General features: G+C 33.3%; 23 protein-coding genes. 21 read left to right on the forward strand and 2 right to left on the reverse strand.

From position 1 onward, the window contains the following. Window positions 1-12 precede the first annotated feature (12 nt). Window positions 13-1,656, reverse strand: a complete 1,644-nt coding sequence (locus tag V7719_RS05865; protein WP_335728949.1) for a DUF4886 domain-containing protein — start codon at window positions 1,654-1,656, stop codon at window positions 13-15. Between the two features lie 486 nt (window positions 1,657-2,142). Between V7719_RS05865 and V7719_RS05870 the strand changes: the two genes are divergently transcribed. The 17 genes from V7719_RS05870 (at window position 2,143) to V7719_RS05950 (ending at window position 17,631) form a co-directional block, all read left to right on the forward strand. After that, the gene (locus V7719_RS05870; RefSeq protein WP_335728950.1) at window positions 2,143-2,397 is read left to right on the forward strand and encodes a hypothetical protein; all 255 of its coding nucleotides are present in this window, start codon (window positions 2,143-2,145) and stop codon (window positions 2,395-2,397) included. A gap of 201 nt (window positions 2,398-2,598) precedes the next feature. Further along, window positions 2,599-3,087, forward strand: coding sequence for a hypothetical protein (locus V7719_RS05875; protein WP_335728951.1), 489 nt, complete (start codon window positions 2,599-2,601; stop codon window positions 3,085-3,087). A gap of 313 nt (window positions 3,088-3,400) precedes the next feature. Further along, window positions 3,401-3,859, forward strand: coding sequence for a tellurite resistance TerB family protein (locus V7719_RS05880; protein WP_335728952.1), 459 nt, complete (start codon window positions 3,401-3,403; stop codon window positions 3,857-3,859). Between the two features lie 151 nt (window positions 3,860-4,010). Further along, entirely contained in the window at window positions 4,011-4,739 is a 729-nt protein-coding gene (locus V7719_RS05885; RefSeq protein WP_335728953.1) for a DUF6090 family protein, read from the forward strand. Between the two features lie 232 nt (window positions 4,740-4,971). After that, window positions 4,972-5,652, forward strand: coding sequence for a DUF4386 domain-containing protein (locus V7719_RS05890; RefSeq protein WP_335728954.1), 681 nt, complete (start codon window positions 4,972-4,974; stop codon window positions 5,650-5,652). Window positions 5,653-5,845: 193 nt separating this feature from the next. Then, a complete protein-coding gene (locus V7719_RS05895) occupies window positions 5,846-6,883 on the forward strand; it encodes a serine hydrolase domain-containing protein (protein WP_335728955.1) in 1,038 nt (345 codons plus the stop codon). Between the two features lie 144 nt (window positions 6,884-7,027). Next, on the forward strand, window positions 7,028-7,486 hold the full coding sequence (locus tag V7719_RS05900) for a DUF5063 domain-containing protein (protein WP_335728956.1): 459 nt from the start codon (window positions 7,028-7,030) through the stop codon (window positions 7,484-7,486). A gap of 488 nt (window positions 7,487-7,974) precedes the next feature. Then, entirely contained in the window at window positions 7,975-8,181 is a 207-nt protein-coding gene (locus V7719_RS05905) for a hypothetical protein (protein WP_335728957.1), read from the forward strand. Between the two features lie 10 nt (window positions 8,182-8,191). Continuing rightward, window positions 8,192-8,881, forward strand: coding sequence for a HupE/UreJ family protein (locus V7719_RS05910; RefSeq protein ID WP_335728958.1), 690 nt, complete (start codon window positions 8,192-8,194; stop codon window positions 8,879-8,881). A 13-nt stretch (window positions 8,882-8,894) separates the two neighbouring features. Continuing rightward, window positions 8,895-9,524 (forward strand): hypothetical protein, encoded by a 630-nt coding sequence (locus tag V7719_RS05915; RefSeq protein WP_335728959.1) that lies wholly within the window; start codon window positions 8,895-8,897, stop codon window positions 9,522-9,524. Window positions 9,525-9,666: 142 nt separating this feature from the next. Then, entirely contained in the window at window positions 9,667-11,193 is a 1,527-nt protein-coding gene (locus V7719_RS05920; protein WP_335728960.1) for a serine hydrolase, read from the forward strand. A gap of 150 nt (window positions 11,194-11,343) precedes the next feature. Further along, window positions 11,344-12,525 carry a DUF1624 domain-containing protein gene (locus V7719_RS05925; protein ID WP_335728961.1) on the forward strand — a complete coding sequence of 394 codons (1,182 nt, stop codon included), beginning with the start codon at window positions 11,344-11,346 and terminating at the stop codon, window positions 12,523-12,525. A 95-nt stretch (window positions 12,526-12,620) separates the two neighbouring features. Beyond that, a complete protein-coding gene (locus V7719_RS05930; RefSeq protein ID WP_335728962.1) occupies window positions 12,621-13,130 on the forward strand; it encodes a hypothetical protein in 510 nt (169 codons plus the stop codon). Window positions 13,131-13,294: 164 nt separating this feature from the next. Then, complete coding sequence (locus tag V7719_RS05935; RefSeq protein ID WP_335728963.1) at window positions 13,295-14,824, forward strand: serine hydrolase; 1,530 nt, start codon at window positions 13,295-13,297, stop codon at window positions 14,822-14,824. 165 nt (window positions 14,825-14,989) lie between these two features. After that, window positions 14,990-15,517, forward strand: a complete 528-nt coding sequence (locus V7719_RS05940; RefSeq protein ID WP_335728964.1) for a nuclear transport factor 2 family protein — start codon at window positions 14,990-14,992, stop codon at window positions 15,515-15,517. A gap of 172 nt (window positions 15,518-15,689) precedes the next feature. Beyond that, window positions 15,690-16,331 (forward strand): peroxiredoxin, encoded by a 642-nt coding sequence (locus V7719_RS05945; protein ID WP_335728965.1) that lies wholly within the window; start codon window positions 15,690-15,692, stop codon window positions 16,329-16,331. Window positions 16,332-16,593: 262 nt separating this feature from the next. Further along, complete coding sequence (locus V7719_RS05950; RefSeq protein ID WP_335728966.1) at window positions 16,594-17,631, forward strand: methyltransferase; 1,038 nt, start codon at window positions 16,594-16,596, stop codon at window positions 17,629-17,631. Window positions 17,632-17,949: 318 nt separating this feature from the next. Here V7719_RS05950 and V7719_RS05955 read toward each other — a convergent pair whose 3' ends face one another. Next, window positions 17,950-18,366: a tetratricopeptide repeat protein gene (locus V7719_RS05955; RefSeq protein ID WP_335728967.1), complete on the reverse strand. Its 417-nt coding sequence runs from the start codon at window positions 18,364-18,366 to the stop codon at window positions 17,950-17,952. A 148-nt stretch (window positions 18,367-18,514) separates the two neighbouring features. On the opposite strand from V7719_RS05955, the gene V7719_RS05960 reads away from it, so the two are divergent. From V7719_RS05960 to V7719_RS05975, 4 genes are all read left to right on the forward strand, one after another. Beyond that, complete coding sequence (locus tag V7719_RS05960) at window positions 18,515-20,512, forward strand: T9SS type A sorting domain-containing protein (RefSeq protein WP_335728968.1); 1,998 nt, start codon at window positions 18,515-18,517, stop codon at window positions 20,510-20,512. A 319-nt stretch (window positions 20,513-20,831) separates the two neighbouring features. Next, on the forward strand, window positions 20,832-21,449 hold the full coding sequence (locus tag V7719_RS05965) for an SGNH/GDSL hydrolase family protein (RefSeq protein ID WP_335728969.1): 618 nt from the start codon (window positions 20,832-20,834) through the stop codon (window positions 21,447-21,449). A gap of 152 nt (window positions 21,450-21,601) precedes the next feature. Next, a complete protein-coding gene (locus V7719_RS05970) occupies window positions 21,602-23,107 on the forward strand; it encodes an AGE family epimerase/isomerase (protein ID WP_335728970.1) in 1,506 nt (501 codons plus the stop codon). Between the two features lie 257 nt (window positions 23,108-23,364). Next, entirely contained in the window at window positions 23,365-24,024 is a 660-nt protein-coding gene (locus V7719_RS05975) for a dioxygenase family protein (protein ID WP_335728971.1), read from the forward strand. Window positions 24,025-24,093 lie beyond the last annotated feature (69 nt).

Below are 24,093 nucleotides of genomic sequence, written 5' to 3' on the forward strand. Positions count from 1 at the left end.
TTCAAATTATAGTTATTGTCGCGGTGGTGGCGGCGTTCTCATCTGTTGGAGAATTGGGATGCCTTCTTTCAACTTCATGAGATTAGCCTCTATATAGGCCAAATTTCTATCCCCTGTTTTTTTTGCTAATTCATAGCCCTTAGTATATATTTTTAATGCTTTTTCTTTCTTTCCAGCTTTGACCAAAGCCTCTCCATAACTGTCATATGTATTCACAGACTGGGGATATAAAGTCATTGCCAATTCAAATTGATTAAGGGCATCATTCATCTTGTCATCTCGCATAAAATTATAGCCTTGCGCATTCAAATAACTTTCTTCAGGTAAATACGTGTCACCTATCAGTCGACTATATTGTTCATAGTGATTAACAGCTGCTTTTACATAACCAACTTTCAAGATTTTTGATTGGAAAGATTGCATTAATAAAACAAAAGCTGCAATATCAAATTCATTTTGAATGTTTTCTCTAGAAAGTTTAAGATGTTTATACATTGTAATAGCTCCTTCAGATTCTAATAATCCAGTCATTTGATCACCATTGAGAGAAAATTGAATAGTAGAATTCATTGTTCTTAAGCTATCAAACATTTTTAAGTCTAACTGATTCTCTAGAAGTTTAGATTCTTGAACTGTCATATTATCTTCTCGATCTGGAGCATAAAAGGACAAGCTAACTTCGAGTTTATCTCCAACATAATCAACATCCAAAACTAATCCCAGATAATTAAAACCATAGGAAGAAGTTCCATACCACCTTCCTATGATGTTTTTCAAATCAATCTTCTCACCTTGAACCAACAGTGGAATATTGTAACTTGGTTTGGGTTGCTGAACCTCGGGATAATTACCTGACTTTTGCAAGGCTTCAACTACCGACCAGCTTGCCTTTTGAATCGCTTGAGCATCCTCCTTTGTAATATCCATCAAAGGTTGCAATTCTAATAAAGGTTCATCTAAACTCGATAATTCATTTCCCGAGATGCTTCCCGATAAGCCCAATGGACTTACTTCAAATAGGCTTGAAAATATGGTAGTAGCTGCCAAGTAAGACCCCATCGGAGAGGGATGTGAGCCATCCATCTCATAAAAATTAAACTGGTCGCTGCTACGCAACTGATCCCAGACCAAGCCAATGGGAGCGAGCGTTGCATTAAGTTCTTTGGCGATTGTCGAATAAGCGTGGGTTAATATTTCTTGTTCTTCAGGTCGGCTACTCACTGACCATGTCATAAAAAAAACTGTTTTAGCATCGGCCTTCTTTATTTCAACATCAAATTTTCTAGCATACTCAAAGAACAGATCGGTTTGTCCAAAATAGATGTCGTCATCAATCATCACACCCATTCCCAGCTTGCTTTGTTCTTGCAGTATAACATAATCCCAATGGTCAGACCTAATCGCTTGTAGCGCTTCCTTTTCTTGCCAATGTCCCTTTAAGGTCATACCACCTTGACTAACCATTCGAATTTCTATAACTTGATCTGGAAACTTCTCTTCGGTTATAGCCTTTACCAACTCAGGCAAACTATTATAATAAGTATAACTATTTCCAATAAAAAGGATTCTTGTAGTGTCAGATTGCGTAGACTGAGACCATGAAAGTGTCGCAATTGCCAAAAAAATCAAGGTTATTAAGCTCTTCCCGTTTTGCATTTGAATGATTTTAATTCGTCTAAAAATATTAAAAAAAATATAATTAAAGTACATGTAGAAAGAATAAACAGCTGGCTATAACGAAAGGTAATTATAGATACAGATATTCCCGTAATATATTATATATAAAATGAGGCAGTTTACATTTTATTAATTTGCGCAATTACATTTATAATGCTTATTCCACCTTTGCGATTTATTGTTATTGAGACAATTAATAAAATTCAGATAAACGTAAATAAAAAACAACAGTCAATAAACAACGTGTATTATTAATTGCTACAGTTGGTTAAGACCAGGGACTTCTCCTACAAATTACTATCTTTAGATTATTGGAGAATTAGTCAAGACAGTCTTACCCCTTTTCCAACACGTTCTTCCTAACCGCCTAACTAACAGCTGTTTCAGTAGAGACTAACATTAGTCACAAGGCTGCTAGACGCAACTAACAATAAACAAATACCTTGTGTAAACTGTTCGATTTTTATGCAAGCCAGACAAGCAGTTAGTAATGTTTTATTAGGCTACATTTTTGATTTTGCTATCCGTTTATATATTAGACTTACCATTAAGTTAACAAACGATACCATTGTCGGATTAGACTTTGGATTCACTAACTGGAGACTATCAAGGAATGCGCATCCTGATATAATCGAAATAAATTTTAATATTGTAGCTATTTTTTATTATTCTATATTTCAAAATACTTTGACCGAATTAAAACTGAACGGAATAAAATAAGTACGACGGAATAAGAAACCATACACGAAAACGCGGTGTAAAATTTGATAATTTATAGATGATATTCAAATAAAGCCAAGTAAAAAAAATATAATGTAAGTTTACATAATAGAATATAACTTTTGAATAGGCTCGCAAATCAAAGGACATAAAAATCCAAATTAGCTTGCTTTATACATTACAAATTTAAAAAATACCATTATGAAATATTTTAAGATCATTGCATTATTATTCAGTTCAGTCATTTTTTTCTACGCCTGTAATGACACTACTAAAGCATCAAAACAAGAAACCTTAAAACCATTGAAAGTTTTAGATTCGACTACTCCACTTAATGTAACGATTCCAAATTCGACTGCTCTTGAGCCCTCTCAAAATGCAGGTGGAGTCTGGCACTATACCTGTAGAAAAGGTTGCGCTGGAGGTGCTGGATCGGCTGTTAATTGTGATAATTGTGGAGGTCTTTTAGCACATAACACTACTTATCATGCCAATGCTAATAGCGCACCAACTTCTACTGCTCCTTATGCTAATCCTACTGCTGCTGCTCCTGCCGCCGAACCTAGTCAAAATAAAGCTGGAGTATGGCATTATACCTGTGGAAAAGGATGTGTTGGAGGATCTGGAGCTTCTGGTGCTTGTAGCACTTGTGGTGGTGCCTTAGCTCATAACACAGCTTATCATCAGTAAGATGTAAGGTGCTGTGCTGTGCTGTTGTAATTTACAAGGTACGTGGTGTTGAAATGGGTTTTTAAAGTGATAAAGTAAAAAACTAAACACAACAGCGTGTATAGCAAATTGCTCGTTCTTTGTGTACTCGGAAAATCCTACGGAATTTCCTTTGAATGGTTTTCTATTTACTAACTTAGTTCCTGCCAAGGCAGCTAACCATAAACGAACACGTTGGCTGTAATTACTCCAAATAAAACGTTAATGATTTCATATTCAAACAAAAAAAATAAAGTAAAAATTATATTTTTAACAAAACTATAAAAACAAAAAAATGGGGCTATTTGACCAATTTATAAAAAAAACAAAAGACATAATTTATAAACCACACTCGGATTTGGAAGCTTGGATAGGAATACTATATGCTTGTATGTCCTCAGATGGTGTTGTAAGTGATGTGGAAATTGATTCTCTTTCGAGAATGATTGTCCATAAACAAAAATTCTCTGGAATAGATATCTCACCTCTTTATAATTCAGTTGTAGAAGCAAAACTAAAAATCGGTGGAATTGGATTGGTTGAGGCATGCTCTGAATTCGTTAATGAAGGTGATAAAGATACTTTATTTTCAATGGCTATTGAAATAGTATTAGCTGATGGGATTCTTGAAAAAGATGAAGAAAAAGTAATAGAATTAATAGCCGACCGAATGAAAATCAATACGGAATTGGTTGAAAAAATAATACAGGTAATGTTAATCAGAAATCGTGGCAATGTCGTAATTGTTGATTAAGAAAACTAACGCCAACAACGTGAATAGTCGATTGCTTTTTCTATGTGTACTAGGAAAATCCTACGGATTTCCCTGTGGTTCTTTTACTAATTTGGCTCCAACTAACCAAATACGAATACATGAGCCTTCATCATGACCAAACACTAACGAAATGATAAAAATCTTTAGAAAAATACGTTACGGCCTTGTGGAGAAGAATAAAACTGGAAAGTATTTGAAATATGCCATAGGAGAAATTGTTCTCGTTGTTATTGGAATTTTGATAGCACTACAAATTAACAATTGGAATGAAATTCAAAAAAAAGAAAAATTAAAAATTTCTTATAAAATTTCTTTAATAAATGACCTCTCATTGGATATTCTAAAGTTGAATGAGTTGATTACAAAAAATTATAGTGAATTGGAAACCCTAAATAATCAAAAGAAGAGGTTTTTAGGTGAAGATTCACCAGTCGACACTCTTATAAAAATTGCAAGAACTGAATTTGACCCTGAATTAAATACACGTTTTCAGTATAATAGAAATACGTTTAATACTTTAATTGCAACCGGAAACATTGACCTTTTCGATGAATCTCTTAATAAGAAGTTAATGTCTTTAATTTCACTACAAGACTTAGAAAGAGAAAACTCGAATTATTATACAGAAATATACTCAAATAAAATATCAAGGTATTCAGATAATTATCCCGTATCTGGGCATCAAAATTCAAATATTGTTAATTTGATCTGGACCAATTTAGATGAACTAAAATTTGCTTCAAGCTTTATCAGTGCAACAGATATCAAAGGTTATGCACACTATAGGTTTATAAATGCAATAGAAAATGTAAAAGAGGAAGCAACTCTTTTAATAGAACAAATAAATAACAATTATTGATTAAAACTATATACTAACGAAAGACTAACAACGTGCAGGCGCAATAACGGCTAAATTTCCGATTAGGAAATTCATGACTTTTCATTAAATTAGCTACGTCAGGTAAGTACTCGCACACTTTCCCGTTAGTGACACATCACAAACACGTTGTGTGTAATTTGAGGAATCATACTCTTTTGTAACATTCTATAGTTTACAACGTCTTATGCTCAATCAAGTAATCAATCAAAATATGAAATCAAATAAAAGAACGGGAAGGCTTATTGGACTATTATTTCTCATCATTTTTGCAACTGGTATTGCTGTCTATCAATTTTTACAAGGTCCTGTACTATTTTCAGATGATTTTCTAACTACCACTTCTGCAAACTCAAATGAAATCATTATTTCGACCTTACTTTTATTTTTTAGCGGCATAACGTCTGTTGTTATAGCCGCAATTTTATTACCAATTTTTAAAAAATTCAGCATCACCTTGGCATTTTTATATTTAGCATTTAGCATACTAAGCTTTATCGCTATGTCCATTGATAATATTAGTGTTCTATCAATGTTAGAATTAAGTCAAGAGTATACTAAAAATGGAACTAACAATTCCGATATATTAAATACATTAGGTAATGTGTTTTATAAAAAACATTGGTGGACACACTACTTGAGTCTACTCATTTCTTGCTTCCCGATTTTTATTCTATACTATACATTACACATGTCTAAATTAATTCCAAAAATCATTTCAGTTATTGGAATAATAGCAGTAATTCTTATGTTTATTGAAATATTATTTTCGATTTTAGGAAATAGCATTAGTATGAATATGCTCCTTCCAATAGGACTCATTCAACTAATTCTTGCGCTTTGGCTAATTTTCAAAGGATTGAATTCGCCAACTTTAAAAACTGAAATAAAATAACAAGATTTAGCGAGGAAAAACTACACACAACAACGTGTATAATTAATTGCTAGAGCGTGTTTAATAATTACCACGGAAATTCTACCGAATTCCCTTTACGCTCTTTCTTTTTGCTATCTTAGTGCTTACCCAACTAACCATAAACAATCACGTTGTAGGGAATTAAACAAAAGTTCACCGTCCACAAAAAAGTATGAAAAAGAAACAAACAAAACCAATACTCAGAATAGTATTTATTATTGCAAGCATAACCTCTTTGTTCTTCGTACCATGGATTTTAGTAAAGGCTTGGATTTTACCACTACCTAATACAGTTCAAGAACAAGTAAATGAAGCAATTGGTCATGGGTTTGATGGAATGATTGTTTATGTGGACGAAGCAGGAAAACCGCCAGCATTTTATACAGGTGGTTGGAAAGACCGAAAAAACAAAATACCTGCCGACCCGAAAGCCTTGTTCAAGATTGCCAGTATAAGCAAGTTATATGTCGCAGTTTCTATCACCAAATTAGTCAATGACAAACGTTTGTCTTTAGATGAAACGCTCGCTGATTACTTTCCGGAGCTTGCAGATCGAATTGAAAATGCAGAAAAAATCACCTTGAGATTGATGGCGCAACATCGAAGTGGCATTCCCAATTTTACCAATAATCCCGCTTTTTGGGAAGACCAACCGGAAAGCAGTAAAGGAGCCCTAGAATTTGCCCTTGATTTGCCGGCTAGCTTTGAACCAGATAAAGGTTATGAATATTCAAACACGAATTATTTGTTGCTTCGCGAGATCATTTATAAAGTGGTAGGTTATAGCCATCATCAATATATCAAGGAGGAAATATTGATACCACTCGAACTGAACAATACGTTTAGTTCGCTTAAAGAAGTGGATATAGACAATGTTATGAGTGGCTACTATGTTGGCATTGAAGCCGATTTTAAGACAAATGAAAACGGAATGTTAGCTACAGCAGAGGATGTGGGCATATTTTTGCGGGCATTAAACGATGGTTCAGTGTTTGATGAAGGGGAACAGGAAATCTATTCCTCCATTTACGTCTACGAGCATGGAGGTCTGGTTCCCGGCTATCAGAGTCTTGCAGAATACCATAAAGACATAGACACGATTGTCGTTCAATTTGTGAATACAACTAATTTTGATGGATATGACTGGAATTTATCGGAAATCGTAATTAACCGTATTGTAAAAATACTGAGGAATAAAAAAAGCTCATAATAACGGGTAGAAAATATTGCTTATTTTAGGCTTAAACAAAGGTAGATTCTATTTTGTTCTGTCTGATTTTCCTTTGGAAAATCGTCGCACACAAAACCGAAACTTGCCATACACAAGCACGTAGTAACAAATTTAAGATAAACATTGAGCAAAATAGAAAAGTATATAAAACGGATTACAGAATTTGGACTTAATGATAAAGTTCAGTCGGATAATAACGAACTAGAAATCCAAAACCTCTTGGTCGGACTTTACTATGAATATCTGAATTTGGAAGTGGAATTTGATGATGGAGATTTTGAAGAAGAAGAGCCTACTTTTGATTATGACTCGATAAAGAAAAACGTTGAGGCAAACTTTCCGGATTTTGGCTGGTATCATTCAGTTTTGGAATCACACTTAATAATACCAGATGCGTATTTGGTAACTGGAGATGCAATTGACGATTTGAGTGATATCATTAAGGATATGCTCGAAATTAAATGGCAATTTGAGAATACGAGTAAGAAATATGCAAAATGGTGCTTTAAGGATAGAATGCAAATTCACTCTGAACAACATCTTGTTAATTTTTTGAAATATCTAAAAGATAAAAATGGATAAATTATTTGAAAGCTCTTCCTTTAATGGAATAATTCAAATATTGTTATCTGTTTTTTGGGTTTGGCATTTTGGAGAGTTATTATATCTATATCATTACACAGATATCCTGTTTTTCTTTATGAAACCAAATTGGACTCTTATTCTTTTCATTTTAATGGGACTAATAAGTTTTCTGGTTGGCTTTTCAGTATTTTTAAAGAAAATAAAAATCAAGAATGGTTATCTCTTATTGATTGGATTATTTGTTGTTAGACTAATAATAGACATAGTTTTAGTGTCATGAAAAATGTGTTACAACAACGTGTATAACCCATTGTTTACTTTGTGTGTACTCGGAAAATCCTGCAGATTCCCCTCTGATTCGTTTTCTTTTGTTAAATTAGTTGCTAAACCAAAACAACGTGCCATAGAACACGTTCTCTGCAAGCAGCATATAGAACATAAAACAGCCTAGCAAAGAAGAATAATGAACATTAAATTTTTACAGTATGAAAACTAGAACATTAATTATTGCTTTAATACTATCAATAGGTTTATTCACAGCTTGTACTGACAAGAAAAAAACTGAAGAGAAACCTGAGACAGAGATTAAATCCCAAGAAAACAGAATATCAGTTGAAGACAATGTTGACGAAGCCGAAAAAAGAAAGCTAGATAGTATTCGTCAGGTAAAAGAACATGGGCATGCACACTAATTAAAATTATATGAAATTAGTAAAAATAACAACTCCTATTATACTAATACTGTGTTGTCTTATTTCTGTTTCAGCCTATGCGCATGGTGTAGATAAAGAGACACAATCATTTTTAACATCAAACAAAGGTATTGCTTTTGGACCTTTTCTATATATAGGCGCAAAACATATGATTACAGGTTACGACCATTTACTTTTTTTGGTGGGAGTTATCTTTTTTTTATATCGAACCAAAGAAATTATCACCTATGTAAGTTTTTTTACTATTGGCCATAGTGCTACACTTTTATTTGGAGTTATGGCAGATATAAATGTAAATGCCCATTTAATCGATGCCATAATTGGCTTATCTATAATTTATAAAGGTTTTGATAATTTAGGAGGATTCAAAAAAATATTTGGAAAACAACCCAATACCAAAGTAGCCGTTCTAATTTTTGGATTATTTCATGGCTTTGGGCTTGCAACGAAATTACAAGAATTTGAATTTGATAAAGAAGGGCTTTTCGTTAATTTATTGGGTTTTAACTTGGGTGTAGAAATTGGTCAATTTTTGGCGCTAGGATTAGTACTCTTAATTATTTCATTTTGGCGACGGTACAGTAGTTATATCAAATTCTCCAAAATCACTAACATATTTTTAATGGCAGCTGGCTTTTTGTTGCTTGGTTATCAATTAACTGGATACTTTATTTCTTAATTCATACTATAACATGACAACAAATAATCAACCTAATTTAAATAAAGGCCAATTATTAAAATCACTAATCATCGCATTAATAATTGGTACCATTGTACTGTTAACTGCCGTTTTACCTGCGGAGTATGGTTTGGACCCTTTAGGAACGGGTAAATTATTTGGTTTTTCTAAGTTATATCAAGGAAATGAAAAAACAGAAAATAATGAAACCTATTCTAGTTTAAATTTCAATAAAATAAAAATGAAAAAATTAGGTTCTCCCCTAAGCGTACCTAAGCCTAGCGAAGCAGATAATCCACCTCCAGAAGTTCAGTACCCTTTAAGAGAGGATACTATAGAGGTAGTCGTACCTGCTGGAAAAGGAATTGAATATAAATTTAAAAGTCTAAAATATGGTAGCACCAAATACGAGTGGGCAACAGATAAGGGTATTGTTTATATAGATTTTCATGGTGAAGTAAAACAAGAAAATCCGCCAAAAAATGTGTTTTATGAAAGTTATACGCTTGCATATTCGAACAATATGGCAGGAACACTAACTGCTCCTTTTGAAGGAAAACATGGGTGGTATTTTAGAAACGAAACCATCGAAGATATAGTCGTTACTATTAGACTAAATGGGCATTATGAACTATTTAAATAAAATACCAGTAGGAACAACGCATATAATTAATTGCTTGGTCTATGTGTGCTCGGGATTCCTCTGGTTCGTTTTATTTTACTAACTTAGTTCTAGCCTACGCAACTAGCCATACACAAACATGTTAAACTCAATTACATAAAAAATGAAAATCAAAATTAACTTCTTTTCCATAATTGGGTTATTATTATTCTCCAATTCATTCTCTCAACAAATACAATTAGATTCACTTGATTTGAAAATAAATCAAGTAATAAAGGACTTTGAAATACCTGGGCTTTCGATTGGTATTGTCAGGAATGATTCTATAATATTTTCCAAAGGATATGGAAATTTGGAGATACATAATGAAAGAAAAGTTGATGAAAATACAATTTTTGGAATAGGTTCAATTTCTAAGTCATTTACAGCTTTAACGTTGGGGATTTTAGTAGATGAAGGTAAAATTGATTGGGATGATAAAGTTAAAGAGCACCTACCCTATTTTGAATTGTACGCTCCTTATGTAACAGATAATTTTACGATTAGAGACCTGCTCACCCATAGAAGTGGGCTGAAAGATGTTAGTGGTGGAACACTTTGGTATCACTCAGATTATTCTAGAGAAGAAATAATAAAACGACTCAAATATTTGGAGCCTGCGTCTACTTTTAGAGAAAAGCCAGCATATCAAAATGTAATGTACGTTGTCGCTTCAGAAATCGTAAAAAAAGTTACTGGAATATCATGGGATGAATTCCTTAAAGCTAGAGTGTTTGACCAACTAAAAATGAAAAATAGCACATCGTTATCAACAGAAAGAGAAGCTAATATGAATCTAGCACAACCTCATATTTGGAATGAAAATTACAAAAAGGCTGCAATAATTCAAGAAAAAGGAGATAATCTTGCTCCTGGAGGTTTTATCTACTCGTCAGCAATTGAAATGTCAAATTATATGAGATTAATGTTGAATAATGGAGTATTTGAAAATGATACGATTGTAAGTCCAACGATAATCAAGGAAATTTTCAAGCCTCAAATTATTTACGCAAATGGAGGTATTTTCAAAAATGAATTTTCGTCCTACGGGTTCGGTTGGTGGCTTACACCGGTAAATGGGCATAAGGTAATTGAACATAGTGGAGGGATTGACGGGATGTCAGCCCAACTTGTGATGATAAAGGATTTGGACTTGGGATTTGTTATACTTACTAATGCATCGAAAGAACCAGCAACATTTATTTTGAGGGCATTGCTATTAGAGAAGCTTCTTGAAGAGAATCTACCAGACAATTTTTATTCTAGAGTGAAACAATGGAGGGAAAATAGAATAAAAGAGAAAAAAGAATATTCTAAAAGCCTTTTAAAAATTCCTAATACAAAGCCTTCATTAGCAATTAGTGAATATATTGGAAAATATACGGATAAGATGTATGGTGACATATTAATAAATAAATCCAACGAAGGCGAATTAGAAATTTCATTTTCCCATACTAAAGTATTTCGAGGAAAATTAAAACATTGGCATTTTGACACTTTTAAAATTGACTGGTATGACATACGTGTTCCAGATGGTTTTTTAACTTTCAATTTTAATTCAAAAAGAGAAATATTAGGATTCTCCATTGATCAAGAAAATTTACTTGATGTTGATTTCGGGGAACTTAACATTTTGAAAAACAAAAACTGAGTATAACATCGTGTATAATTAATTGCTTGGTCTGTCTGTGTGTACTCGGAAGATCCTGCGGATTTTCCTCTGGTTCATTTTCTTTTACTAATTTAGTTCTTTCCAAAGCAACTAAGCATACACAAACACATTGGCAATAATTCACCTTTTATGATGAAACAATTGAAATCAAATAGAATCGAATCTCTTGACATATTAAGAGGTATTGTCATGATTCTCATGGCTCTGGATCATACACGAGATTATTTCCATTTAGGACTACCCAATCCTACCAATCTAGAGACAACAACTCCAATACTTTTCGCAACACGATTTATCACTCACTATTGCGCTCCTATTTTTGTGTTTTTGGCTGGATCATCAGCATGTTTATATGGATCAAAAAGAACTAAGAAAGACCTATTTAAGTTTCTTTTTACACGAGGCCTGTGGTTGATATTCTTAGAGATTTTTCTGAATAATTTCCTGTGGTGGTTTGATATTACATTTGGGTTCATACAGCTACAAGTTATTTGGGCAATTGGTTGTAGTATGGTCGTTCTATCATTTCTTATTTATTTACCTAAAAAAGCAATTCTTTTAATCGCCATCTCACTAATTGCTGGTCATAATCTATTGGATGGCATTGTAATGAATGGAGACAATTTTACATCAATTTTATGGCGAGCCATGCACCAATCAGGTGGATTCCCTATAGGCGAAAGTAGATTTGTTAGGTTCTCCTATCCTTTAATTCCATGGATTGGAATTATTTCACTTGGTTATTGCTTCGGGGCAATTTATAAAAAGGGTTTTGATATTCTGGTAAGAAAAAAACTATTACTCTATCTCGGAATAGGATCAATATTACTTTTTTTGATTATAAGGGGAATAAATATTTATGGAGACCTGGTACCGTGGGTCGAACAAAAAAACAGTATTTATACAATCATGTCTTTTTTGAATGTGACTAAATATCCACCATCATTAGACTATGCATTAATTACTCTTGGTCCGGCCTTATTATTTTTATATGCTATTGAAGGAGTCAGTAATAAACGAACTAAATTTGCTATCACTTTTGGAAGGGTACCACTATTTTTCTATTTTTTGCATATACTCATAATTCATTTAGCCTCTATGCTTGCAATCATTGCTACTGGTGGTAGTTACACGGATAGCATTTTGAATACAGAATTATTTGAAAGTGGTCGATTAGATGCATTAGGATTCAGTCTAGGCGTGGTTTATATTGTATGGGTTGGTATTATACTTATTCATTACCCATTATGTAATTGGTACATGAAGTATAAGTTAAAGAATAGAGATAAATGGTGGTTGAGTTATTTATAGCACAGAAAACTATTGCCAACAACTTATATAAAACCATTGTAAACAATTAAATAAATCGTTCAGCGTTAAAATAATAACTATCAAAATTTGACAGAATGAAGAAATTGAACCTTCTATTTTGTATATTAATTGGACTATCATTTTTATCATTTTCCTATTATTGCAACAAGCTAGATTTCTCTAATGATCCAATTATTGGAACTTGGAAAATGGAAAAAGTTGTTTATACTTTTTCAGACAAAGAACCTTTTGAAAATCTCCTTTTAAAATGTAGCAGTAGCACACAATACAAATACAATGAAGACGGAACGTTCTATTTTCAAACATTTCTATTAAATGACATCACAGAAGAATGCACAGTGCCAGGAAATGATTATTGGATAGGTACTTGGGAAAAAGGACTAAATAAAACTTATAAAAGATCCTTAGCATACAATTATAATGACCAAACTCAATCCAAATATAACGACTCAACCGATGTTTTCGTTTTTTCAAATAACAACAATTATCTTCAAAAAATAACTAATTATGAAAAAGCTGGAATTGCATTTGATAGCGAAAGCACTAATGTTTCTGAAATTGCTTTCTTTATAAGAATTGAATAATAAAAGTTGATAACAACGTTTATAACCCATTGCTTACTTCGTGTATCCTCGGAAAATCCTACGGATTTTCCTTTGGTTCGTTTTCTTTTACTAATTTAGTTGCTAAGCAAGGGAACTAAACTTACAAGAACACGTTGCAGCCAATTAACAAAACATATTTTACTATGAATACTTATAGAATTTTATTAATAATAGTAGTAACTATATTACTAGGGCAATCAGGGTTTTCCCAAGACATGTCAAAAAGCAATAAACTCAATGCACTGATTGAGGAAGGAATGAAAGAATGGCAAATACCAGGACTTTCAGCAATTGTAGTTAAAAACGGTAAAGTAGTATTCAAAAAATCATATGGTATAAAAGACATTGAAACTAAAGAGCCAGTAGATGATAATACACTGTTCAGTATGGCATCAACAACCAAAGCACTAATTGCTATTTCATTAGGAATTCTTGTAGACCAGAATAAAATATCTTGGGAAGATAAAGTGATTAAACATCTTCCTTCGTTTAAGCTTTCAGATCCATACATTACAGCAAATGCAAGAGTAATAGATCTACTAACACATAATCTCGGTATTGGAAATGCAGATTTATTATGGGTAATAAATAACCTTTCTACAACCGAGACAATTGATAAATTTAAATATGCAAAAAAAACATACCCTCTACGTGGTGGGTTTACCTATCAAAACATTATGTACGCGGTTGCTGGAGAGCTTATTGAAGCTGTAAGTGGACAGCATTGGACAGTCTTCGTGGATAATGAAATTTTAAAGCCATTAGAGATGACTCGCACACAGACTAAATCGATCGATATCATGAAAGCTGGCAATTACACCACACCACACCTTAATGATTTAGACGATGGTATTGTGAAAGTGGACTATACATTTTCAGATCAGATTGGAGCTGCTGGAATGGTTTGGTCTTCTGCAAATGACGTCAGTAATTATTTAACGTTTCTTGTGAATGATGGAATATTTAAACGGGATACAATTATTCAACCCGCAACATTTCAATATTTATTCAAACCACATTCTATATTAACGGAGAACCAGGTCTATCCAACTAATAAATTGACAAAACCAAAATGGAACACCTACGGGTTAGGGTGGTTTCAGCAGGACTATCGAGGTAATAAACTTGATTTTCATACAGGTAGTCTGCCTGGTCTTGTTGCAATAGCTGGGATTATACATGATAAGGATATAGCAGTTTATGTTTTCGCGAACCTTGATCATGCCGAACTTCGTCATGCAATAATGTATAAGGCCATGGACCTTTATGCATTCAACGATGATAATCGAGACTGGCACAAGGAAATTTTCAAATTGTATTCCGGTTTTAGAAAAAACGCAAAAGAAGCTAAAAAGAAGAGAAATGAAGAACGACTTATGGAAACTAGACCATCATTAGCCTTAGACCAATATTCAGGAACCTATCAAAATGAGATGTTAGGTATAGTTAATATTAGCTTGGTTAGTGACCAATTGCAAATAGACTTTAATAACTATTTGAATTATAAAATGGAGCATTGGCATTATGATACATTTATTACAAATAAAGATCCTAAATGGCGAGGTGAAATCTTGATTAATTTTAATTTAAATACATCAGGAAAGATTGAAGACCTTGAAGCTTTTGGAGAAAAGTTTACTAAAAAAACGTTGAAGGAAGAAAAAAAAGAGTGAGGAGATTAAACGGGTAACTACAACACCTACAATTCACTGCTGCTGTATCTTCTGACGAAAAGCTAAGCCTTTTTACTAAATTCATTGTTTAATGGAAAAATCCTGTCGTATTTGCAAGCAACGTAATCATAGCCAAGACAATTGGTAAGTAAATCAATAATTATTATGAAAATTAGAGTTTTCCTTTTGTTGATGCTAACATCTGCGACTCATTTTACAGGTTTGGCTCAAGAAGTAAATAATTTAAATGAAGAAGAGTCAATTAAAGAAGAGATTTGGAAAGTAGTAGAAAAAAGAAACAGCACATGGGTTGAAAATGACTTTAAAGGTCATATGTCAATTTATCATCCCGATTTTAGAAGATGGACTCTTCACTCAAAGACATTGATGACAAAAGATATTTTTGCTTCTTTCTGGGATGGCATCAAAAAAAATGAGGAAGTCATTAAAATTGATATTGAAAGAAAAGAAATGCAAATCCTTGACGATGGAAACCTTGCAATTGCACATTATACCATCGATGAATATTACAAATGGATTGAAGAGAATAAAACTAATGATGAAGGCATAACTATTCGAAAGGGTCAGATAATGAACGGAAAATTAAGATTCAGTGATATTTATATAAAAGTGGATAATAAGTGGTTATATATTGGTGGGCATAGAGATAAGGCTTTTCTTAAAGAAAATTAAACAACTAACCACAACAACGTGTATAATTAATAGCTCAGTTTGTGTGTTCTCGGAATCCCCGAGTATCGGGATCCCTCTAGTTCGTTTTCTTTTACTAATTTTGTTACTAGCCATACACAAACACGATATATGCAAATTTGAAAACAATAATTATAAATTAAATAGAACAAAAATGGGAACAATTAGATTAGGTGATGAAGCACCAAACTTTACGGCACAATCCACAAAAGGAGAAATTAACTTTCATAATTGGTTAGGAAATAGTTGGGGGATATTATTTTCTCATCCAGCTGATTACACTCCGGTTTGCACTACTGAGTTAGGAACTGTTGCTAAATACAAAGCAGATTTTGATAAAAGGAATGTTAAGGTAGCAGCTTTAAGCGTTGATGGACTCCAATCCCATAATGGTTGGATAAATGACATTAACGAAACGCAAAATACGATAGTCAACTTTCCAATTATTGCTGATGAAGACAGAAAGGTAGCATTGCTTTATGATATGATACATCCAAATGCAGATAGTAAACTTACTGTTAGATCTGTATTCGTGATTGGATCAGACAAAAAAGTAAAATTAATGATTACTTACCCTGCATCTACAGGTAGAAATTTTGATGAGTTATTAAGAGTAATTGATTCATTACAACTAACCGCTTATCACAAAGTTGCAACACCTGCCAACTGGAATAATGGTGATGACTGTGTCATTGTTCCTTCGGTTACAAATGATGAAATACCAACTCTATTTCCTAAAGGACATACTGAAGTTAAACCTTATTTAAGAATAACTCCTCAACCAAATCTGAATTAACATCTGCATATAACAACGTATATAATTAATTTCTGCAGTTGGTTAAGACGAGGAAATCGTCCTACAAATTATTATCTTTAGATTATTGGAAAATTAGTAAACACAGCCTTGCTCCTTTTCCATCGCGTTCTGTCTATCTATTGGCTGTTTCAGCAATGCCAACATTTGTCACAAGGCTGTTAGACGCAACTAGTCATACAAAAGCTCGTTAGCAAAAATCAAGGAATCGAGGAATCAAACTAATAACTTAATCAACCATATTATGGATTCAACTAAAGAAAATCAAATTAGCCCTTCTAAAATAATGCAAATTGGAATGGGGTTTTGGGCATCAAAAACGTTATTGACAGCTGTAAACATGGAACTGTTTACTCATCTAGCCAATAGCGGATTGTCAGGTCAAAAAATCCAAGAGAAACTTGGGCTAAATGACAGATCCCTTTTCGACTTTCTAGACACTTTAGTCGCGTTAGGATTTTTATACCGAACGGGATTAAAAGAAAATGCCATATATGCTAATACTGACGACTCTGATTTATTTTTGGACAAAAACAAACCAAGTTATATGGGTGGAATACTAGAAATGTCAAACAATAGACTGTATCCTTTTTGGAATAATCTGGAAGATGCTCTAAAAACAGGTAAACCACAAAATGAGACAAAAGATGATGGGAAGCCTCTTTTTCAAGCTATTTATGCAAATGAAGATAGGCTGCGGGAATTCATACATGGTATGGGTGGTGTCCAAACTGGCAATTTCATGAAGCTAGCTCAAGATTTTGATTTTTCTAAATACAATACTCTATGTGATATTGGTGGCTCAGGAGCGAATCTTTCGATACATATTGCAAAAAATAACAGCCATATCAAATGCATGTCTTTTGATCTCCCTCCAGTAGGCCCAATTGCCAAAGAAAATGTGGAAACTTTGGGATTAAGTGATAGAATAGAAGTCTGTTCAGGAGATTTTTTTATTGATAAATTACCAAATGCAGATGTTATTACTATGGGAAATATTCTCCACGATTGGGGTTCTGATGATAAGTTAATGTTAATAAAGAAAGCCTATGATGCTTTACCTGAAGGAGGAGCTTTTATTGTTATTGAAAATATAATTGACGATGAAAGGAATAAGAATGCTTTCGGTTTAATGATGTCATTAAATATGGCTATAGAAACTGATCAAGGTTTTGATTTTACAGCTGCGGATTTTGACCAATGGGCGAAAGAAGCAGGGTTTAGCAAAACCAGTGTGATGCCTTTAACTGGCCCATCAAGTGCTGTTATCGCTATCAAGTAGAAACTTTTGCTAACAAGGTGTATAATTAATTGCTAGGTCTGTGCGTCCTCGGAATCCAGATGCTCGGCATTCCTCTGGTTCGTTCTATTTCACTAATTTAGTTCTTCACAACCTAACTGCGACAAGCAGGCACAAAAAACGAGCAAAGCGAACACAACTATTAAAACGAGCTGATTTTCGTTCATCATTTTTCAAGTACAAATTTACCAACATCATGCTCACTCCGTTTCAAGAATCCAAATTCGTTAACAAAGAGATAGATATCACCCTTGGCATTTATTATTTACACTCTCTTTTTAAATATTAAATGTACATTGATCATTGACATTGTTCGTCTATAGTGCTTTGAACATTGGTGTTTCCAAGTTGAAGTGATTTTTTCCAATCCTTACATGCACTTGGAGTGTCTCCTGCTTTATATTTTGAAAACCCTTTCATACCCCAAGCCTCTGCAAAATTGGGATTCAATTTAAGAGATTCATTAAATAACTCAATCGCTTTGGAGTAATCTCCACTGTTATGAGCAACCGTTCCATTGTTAAAATACAAAAGATAGTTTTTGTCAATTTCAACCCGATCTTCTCTGGCTGATTGCAGCCTATCAAGCTTTTCCTGTTTATTTTGAGCTCTCTCGAATAATAATTGATTCTGGTTTTCAGTAATCTTTCTGCTGCAACTTGCAAAAAATAACATACAAATCAGGAATAAAGCAATGGTTTTGGCTCGATAAATCATATAAGTTAAAGTGTTAAAACGTTAAAGTGTAAACTTAAAGTGTTAAAGCGTAAAAATGTTAAATATTTCGGTATTAATTAGTTAAAATGTTAATATTCTGCTAGTTATTTTTTATATTATGTTAAAATAACTATTAATCAACTAAATTATGAAACAACAAGTTAAACAAATTTTAATGATTGCAACACTAGCATTATTTACAATGCCAGTATTTGCTAACGACGATTGCGCAAATGCCATTCCAATAGGATGTGACGAAAGCGTAACTGGGAGCACTTCAGGTGCTACAGCAGATAGTGCACCCTTTTGTGACACTTCAAATACTTCACCCGGTGTTTGGTATTCTTATACTTCTGCAGATGCTAAAGAAGTCACTATAACAACCTGTGACGCTGCAACTAGTTATGATACTAAATTAACCGTTTATGCAGGTTCTTGTGCCGGATTGACGTGTGTTGTTGGTAATGATGATGACTCTTCATGTGGTACTAGTATCTTCCAGTCTACTGTCACTTTTTCTGCAGATGCAGGAACGACTTATTTAATATTGGTACATGGATTTGGTACGGCTACCGGCGATTTCACACTTTCTACTTCTTGTATTGAGATTACGCCACCAACAAATGATGGACCTTGTGACGCAACCGCATTAACCCTTGGTGTTGCAGAAGATTACAATAATTCATTTGCCACTGCAGATGTTGGAGAAGTTTCTCCGGGAGCAGGAACAGGCGATTCCAGTTGTGATTCACAAGACGGATGGTGTTCATTTGAAACAGCAGTACAAAACTCGGTTTGGTTTTCTTTTGAAGTACCGGCTTCCGGATCTGTTTCTATAGGCGCACCTGGATTTGATAGTCAAATTGCCGTTTGGAGCGCTGGTGATTGTAGCGATTATGGCTCATTTACAGAAGTTGGAGCCAATGACGATGGCGGCAGTGGATCTTCTACATTATTTTCTGCATATATAGAATTATCCTGCCTTACCCCTGGTGACACATTATTAGTCCAGTTGGATGGATTTGCTGGTGCTATTGGTTCTGATTCTATTTTGGTAGATGATTTAGGTGGTACACCTTTAATTGCCGATGCTGGCGGTTGTCAAACAAAATTTGTAGGTTATGAACCTGCAGAAGAATTAAACCACTTAGTTGCTAGTGTATTGGGCGGAACGGGGCCATTTATTTATGCTTGGTCTGGTGCTGGTATCGTAACTAATCCAAATATCTTCTCTGTTAGTGTAGATCCAACAGAAACGACAACTTATACTGTTACTGTTACTGATGCCAATGGATGTACTTCAGAGTCTTCTGTAGACGTGAATGTAGTGGATTTAGCTTGCGGTAAAAATGGCAATAAAATTAGTGTTTGCCATATTCCTTTGGGAAATCCTGATAATGCGCATGAAATTTGCATCAGTGAGGTTGATGTGGCTGAACACTTGGCTCATGGTGATCACTTAGGATTCTGCGGAAATACGTGTTTAGAAACGAATCCTCCGCCTCCAGTATGTGTAGCTATTTCTATTGAAATTACAACCGATAATTTTGGGGGAGAAACATCTTGGAATTTAACAGATGAAAATGGCGGTTTAATTGCTTCAGGTGACGCTGGTACGCTATCAAATGCAACTACCATAACAGTATATGACGAATGTGTTTTACCTGGCTGTTACAGCTTTAACATCTCTGACAGTTTTGGAGATGGTATCTGTTGCGGTTTTGGCTTAGGAAGCTATTCTATTACATATGATGGTGTTACAACTGGATCTCCTACAGGAGGTGCGTTTGGATCTGGTGAATCCGTTCCATTTGGAACATGTGATAATGTTCGTTTAGCAAGCACTCAAAATGGAATTCAAGCACAAAGTACAACTAAAGGACTTGGTGAAGTTACTGTCTTACCAAATCCATTTACTACAAGTGCAATAATCAAATATCTTCCTTCAATTAATGGTAATGCAACAATTGACATTTATAATCTCAATGGAAGTCATATAACCAGAATATTGGATACTCAAGTAAAACGAGGTGAAGTAATTAATGCTGAAATTCGTGGAGATCAATTAAGAACCAATGGAATATATATTTATCAGATTCGAATTGCTGATAAAATATTCAGTGGAAAATTGATTTATATGAAATAAATAATATTTGATCAGTTAAATAAAAGCCCGGGTTCTCCGGGCTTTTTATTTATCGTTACCTGGCCAAACAAAAAGGCTAACCAAATGAATGATAAGCCTTTAATTTTGTAAGCTAATAAGAGAACACTTGTACCAATGTCACCTAACTTCATTGAATAGTTTTGAAGGTCACAACTCCTTGATTACTATAATTATAAAGTTTATTTACATGTTTATAAAGTTGTGGTTCGTCACAATTTTATCATATATTAAAAGATTTGGGTTTCGAAGTCGGTACTAATCTTACACAAAACACGTTGCAACAATTAAAATCCAAAATATGCAGAAATTATATTTTTTATTTTTCTCATTAATAATTACTTTTTCTAATTTAGATAGTCAGCAAGAAACCCGTAATAAAAATTTTAATATTTTATTTATTGGTAACAGTCTTACTTCTACTAATAATTTGCCACTGCTTGTAAAGAAATATGCCAAGCTAAAAGGAAAAGAAATTAATACTCAGATTATTGCATTTCCTAACTATGCCATTGAAGATCACTGGAATGATGGACAAGTCCAAAAACTTATTTCAAGTAAAAAATATGACTTTGTAATTCTCCAACAAGGACCTTCATCTCAAATTGATGGTAGAAAAATGCTTATTGAATACGGAAAAAAATATGACAGTTTATGTAAATTAAATGAAGTTAAACTATGCTACTTTATGGTTTGGCCATCTTTAAACTACTATCATACGTTTGATGATGTTATAAAAAATTATAAAGATGCAGCATCTGTTAATAACTCAATTTTACTACCTGTTGGTAGGACATGGAAAGATTATATTGATTCCACCAAAAACAATGAATATTACAGCTCTGATGGGTTTCATCCTTCTATAAAAGGTAGTCAAATTGCTGCGAAAATAATAGTTGAACATCTATTTCAACACTAAAAACTATTGCGAACAACGTGTATAATTAATTGCTGCAGAGTTTCTTCTCGGGAAATTCACTTGAATTAATTAACTTCGTAGTACGTCGGAAAATCTCAACTTATTTTCCGCAACTAGGCATAAACGAACACGTTAGCCATAATTGAGGGAATATGACTCTAAGAAAAGCACTTGCAATTTTAATATTGGTTTTATTGGCTTTTGGTTGCAAATCAGAACCTGAGAAATTAAATGTACACATTAAAAACACGAAAATCGATTGGATATATCAAGTAGATAGTTTATTAATGCCCTTCTGGATGGTTGATGAAGCCATAGGAGACCCAATGGGAAATTATCCAAACTACAGAAATAGAATTGGTGAAGTATTGACTTATGAGAATTTTGATTTCAAAAAAGTACCAAAAGAATTTGCTCCTTTCCTTATTGATCAACCTGATAGCCTAAGGAGAAATTACATTAGAATTAATTCTCGTCAGGTTTATACATATTGTGCTGCTTATAATATGACAGGAAACGAAGCATATTTGAAAAGAGCCAAATTAGGGGTTGACTATTTACTTGAAAATGGTGGTTATTCTACTGGCAGCCCATATACTTATTGGCAAGATGGAAAAGGAATGCCAGGGAAATTCCAATGTACCACTCAAGATTTGGCATATTCGTTGACTGGATTAACTATGTACTATTACTTAACAAGAGACGAAACTGTATTAGAAAATATTTTAAAAGTTAAAGATTTTGTGATTTCAGAATATTATGACAATTCATCGCTTGTAGAAAAAACAAAACTAGTAATGTGGGTTAAAGATAACTACGAGGGAGATACGTCTAATGACAAACGTCTTCTTGCAGTTCTAGACCAATTAAATGCCTACCTTTTATTTATAACACCATTAGTTCCTAATGAATTATCTGAGTCCTTTAAAAATGATGTTAAAAATTTAGCCTATTCACTAAAAGATAATTTTTACGACGCAAAATATAATTTGTTTTGGGGTGACTTAAATAATAAAAAACTAGGTGAATCACCAACAGATTTTGGACATAGTATCAAATCATTTTGGATGTTGTATCTGGCTGGACAACTCCTTAATGATAATTCTTTAGAAGATTTTGCGAAAAAAAACGCAATTAATCTTCTTAAAATTGCCTACACTAAAGAAAATGGGAGTTGGGCCGAAATGTATACAGACAGCACCTTAACCATTTCAAAAACCAAAGTCTGGTGGAATTATGCTGAACTCGATCAAATGGCAGCTACAATGAGTCTAGCAGATACTACTTTCTACACAAATTATCTCAAAAAAACTTATAAATACTGGCAAGAGAATATGATAGACTCTAAAAACAAAGAAACTTATTTGGTTTTAGATGAATTTGGGAACCCAATAGATTTAGGATTAAAAACCTGTCATTGGAAAAATGGATTTCATTCTTTGGAACACGCACTTATAGGATTTTTATCAACAGCAAACTATTACGGAGATGAAATACCTTTATATTTTGCTTTTAAAAAAGATAAAAAACCAGAAAGACGTAAAGTAAAACCATATTACTTTAATGCCAATATAATCAAATATGAGGAATCTGAATTTTCAAATGTATTATTTAATAACTTCCAAAAAACTAAGGTCATTTTTCAAAATATTAATTGACTATGACCAACAACGTGTATAATTCATTGCTTACTTTGTGAGTACTCGGTTTCTTTTATTAATTTAATTGCTAACTAACGCAACTAACCATGCACAAACACGTTAGCTACAAAACGCGAAAAGTGAAGTAAATGACAATTAAAATAGATTCAAATTTAGAGTTAAGATAATTAAAATTATCGGATTCTAAGTCGCACAAATCATACACAAGGAAGCAAATTGGTGTTAATTATAAGTAACACGGAAATTCAATGACAATGATTATTCAGAAAAACCTATTTGTTCTTTGTATTGCAAGTTCATGCCTCATTTTTAATGGTTGCTCACAAACAACTAAAAAAAACGACAGTACTTTAAAATCAGCATCTATCTTAGAAAATAACTATCAAGAAACCTGTAATTGGTGTGGTACTTCAGAAGCACCTGGAAATATTACTTCGAAAACAATTATTCCTCCAAAAGGAGAATTAGGAGAAAAACTCATTATCTCAGGAACAATCTATTTACCTGACAAAAAAACTCCTGCAAAAGACATTATCGTTTATGTTTATCACACTAACATAGAAGGAATCTATCCAAAAATAGGCGATGAAAAAGGAAATGGACAATACCACGGTTATTTGAGAGGTTGGATAAAAACAGATTCAAATGGAAAATATGAATTTGAAACAATTCGACCTGCTCCTTATCACAATCATGGTGGTGAACCAGCACATATTCATTATAACATACAAGGACCAGATCATCCAGAATATTGGCTTACTGCATTATGGTTTTCTGATGACCCAAGAGTTACAGATGACTACGTAACGAGTATAAAGAGAAGTGGAGGATTTTCGAATATAATAACCTTAAAAAAAGATAAAAATAATGTTTTAAGAGGTGAGCGAAATATTATTCTGGAAAGATTTGAATAAACTGAATGAATATAAATTACTGTCGACAACGTGTATAATTAATTGCTGCGGTTGGTTGAGAAACGGAAA

The organism is Psychroserpens sp. (assembly GCF_036960315.1).
Lineage (GTDB): Bacteria > Bacteroidota > Bacteroidia > Flavobacteriales > Flavobacteriaceae > Psychroserpens.

Bases quoted from the DNA above. Each gene is read 5' to 3' on its own strand.
- V7719_RS05875 (WP_335728951.1), top strand. From the start codon at position 2,599: ATGAAATATTTTAAGATCATTGCATTATTATTCAGTTCAGTCATTTTT.
- V7719_RS05865 (WP_335728949.1), bottom strand. From the start codon at position 1,656: ATGCAAAACGGGAAGAGCTTAATAACCTTGATTTTTTTGGCAATTGCG.
- V7719_RS05905 (WP_335728957.1), top strand. From the start codon at position 7,975: ATGAAAACTAGAACATTAATTATTGCTTTAATACTATCAATAGGTTTA.
- V7719_RS05940 (WP_335728964.1), top strand. From the start codon at position 14,990: ATGAAAATTAGAGTTTTCCTTTTGTTGATGCTAACATCTGCGACTCAT.
- V7719_RS05885 (WP_335728953.1), top strand. From the start codon at position 4,011: ATGATAAAAATCTTTAGAAAAATACGTTACGGCCTTGTGGAGAAGAAT.
- V7719_RS05970 (WP_335728970.1), top strand. From the start codon at position 21,602: ATGACTCTAAGAAAAGCACTTGCAATTTTAATATTGGTTTTATTGGCT.
- V7719_RS05935 (WP_335728963.1), top strand. From the start codon at position 13,295: ATGAATACTTATAGAATTTTATTAATAATAGTAGTAACTATATTACTA.
- V7719_RS05955 (WP_335728967.1), bottom strand. From the start codon at position 18,366: ATGATTTATCGAGCCAAAACCATTGCTTTATTCCTGATTTGTATGTTA.
- V7719_RS05930 (WP_335728962.1), top strand. From the start codon at position 12,621: ATGAAGAAATTGAACCTTCTATTTTGTATATTAATTGGACTATCATTT.
- V7719_RS05870 (WP_335728950.1), top strand. From the start codon at position 2,143: ATGCAAGCCAGACAAGCAGTTAGTAATGTTTTATTAGGCTACATTTTT.
- V7719_RS05960 (WP_335728968.1), top strand. From the start codon at position 18,515: ATGAAACAACAAGTTAAACAAATTTTAATGATTGCAACACTAGCATTA.
- V7719_RS05915 (WP_335728959.1), top strand. From the start codon at position 8,895: ATGACAACAAATAATCAACCTAATTTAAATAAAGGCCAATTATTAAAA.
- V7719_RS05945 (WP_335728965.1), top strand. From the start codon at position 15,690: ATGGGAACAATTAGATTAGGTGATGAAGCACCAAACTTTACGGCACAA.
- V7719_RS05965 (WP_335728969.1), top strand. From the start codon at position 20,832: ATGCAGAAATTATATTTTTTATTTTTCTCATTAATAATTACTTTTTCT.
- V7719_RS05925 (WP_335728961.1), top strand. From the start codon at position 11,344: ATGATGAAACAATTGAAATCAAATAGAATCGAATCTCTTGACATATTA.
- V7719_RS05910 (WP_335728958.1), top strand. From the start codon at position 8,192: ATGAAATTAGTAAAAATAACAACTCCTATTATACTAATACTGTGTTGT.
- V7719_RS05950 (WP_335728966.1), top strand. From the start codon at position 16,594: ATGGATTCAACTAAAGAAAATCAAATTAGCCCTTCTAAAATAATGCAA.
- V7719_RS05920 (WP_335728960.1), top strand. From the start codon at position 9,667: ATGAAAATCAAAATTAACTTCTTTTCCATAATTGGGTTATTATTATTC.
- V7719_RS05880 (WP_335728952.1), top strand. From the start codon at position 3,401: ATGGGGCTATTTGACCAATTTATAAAAAAAACAAAAGACATAATTTAT.
- V7719_RS05975 (WP_335728971.1), top strand. From the start codon at position 23,365: ATGATTATTCAGAAAAACCTATTTGTTCTTTGTATTGCAAGTTCATGC.
- V7719_RS05890 (WP_335728954.1), top strand. From the start codon at position 4,972: ATGAAATCAAATAAAAGAACGGGAAGGCTTATTGGACTATTATTTCTC.
- V7719_RS05895 (WP_335728955.1), top strand. From the start codon at position 5,846: ATGAAAAAGAAACAAACAAAACCAATACTCAGAATAGTATTTATTATT.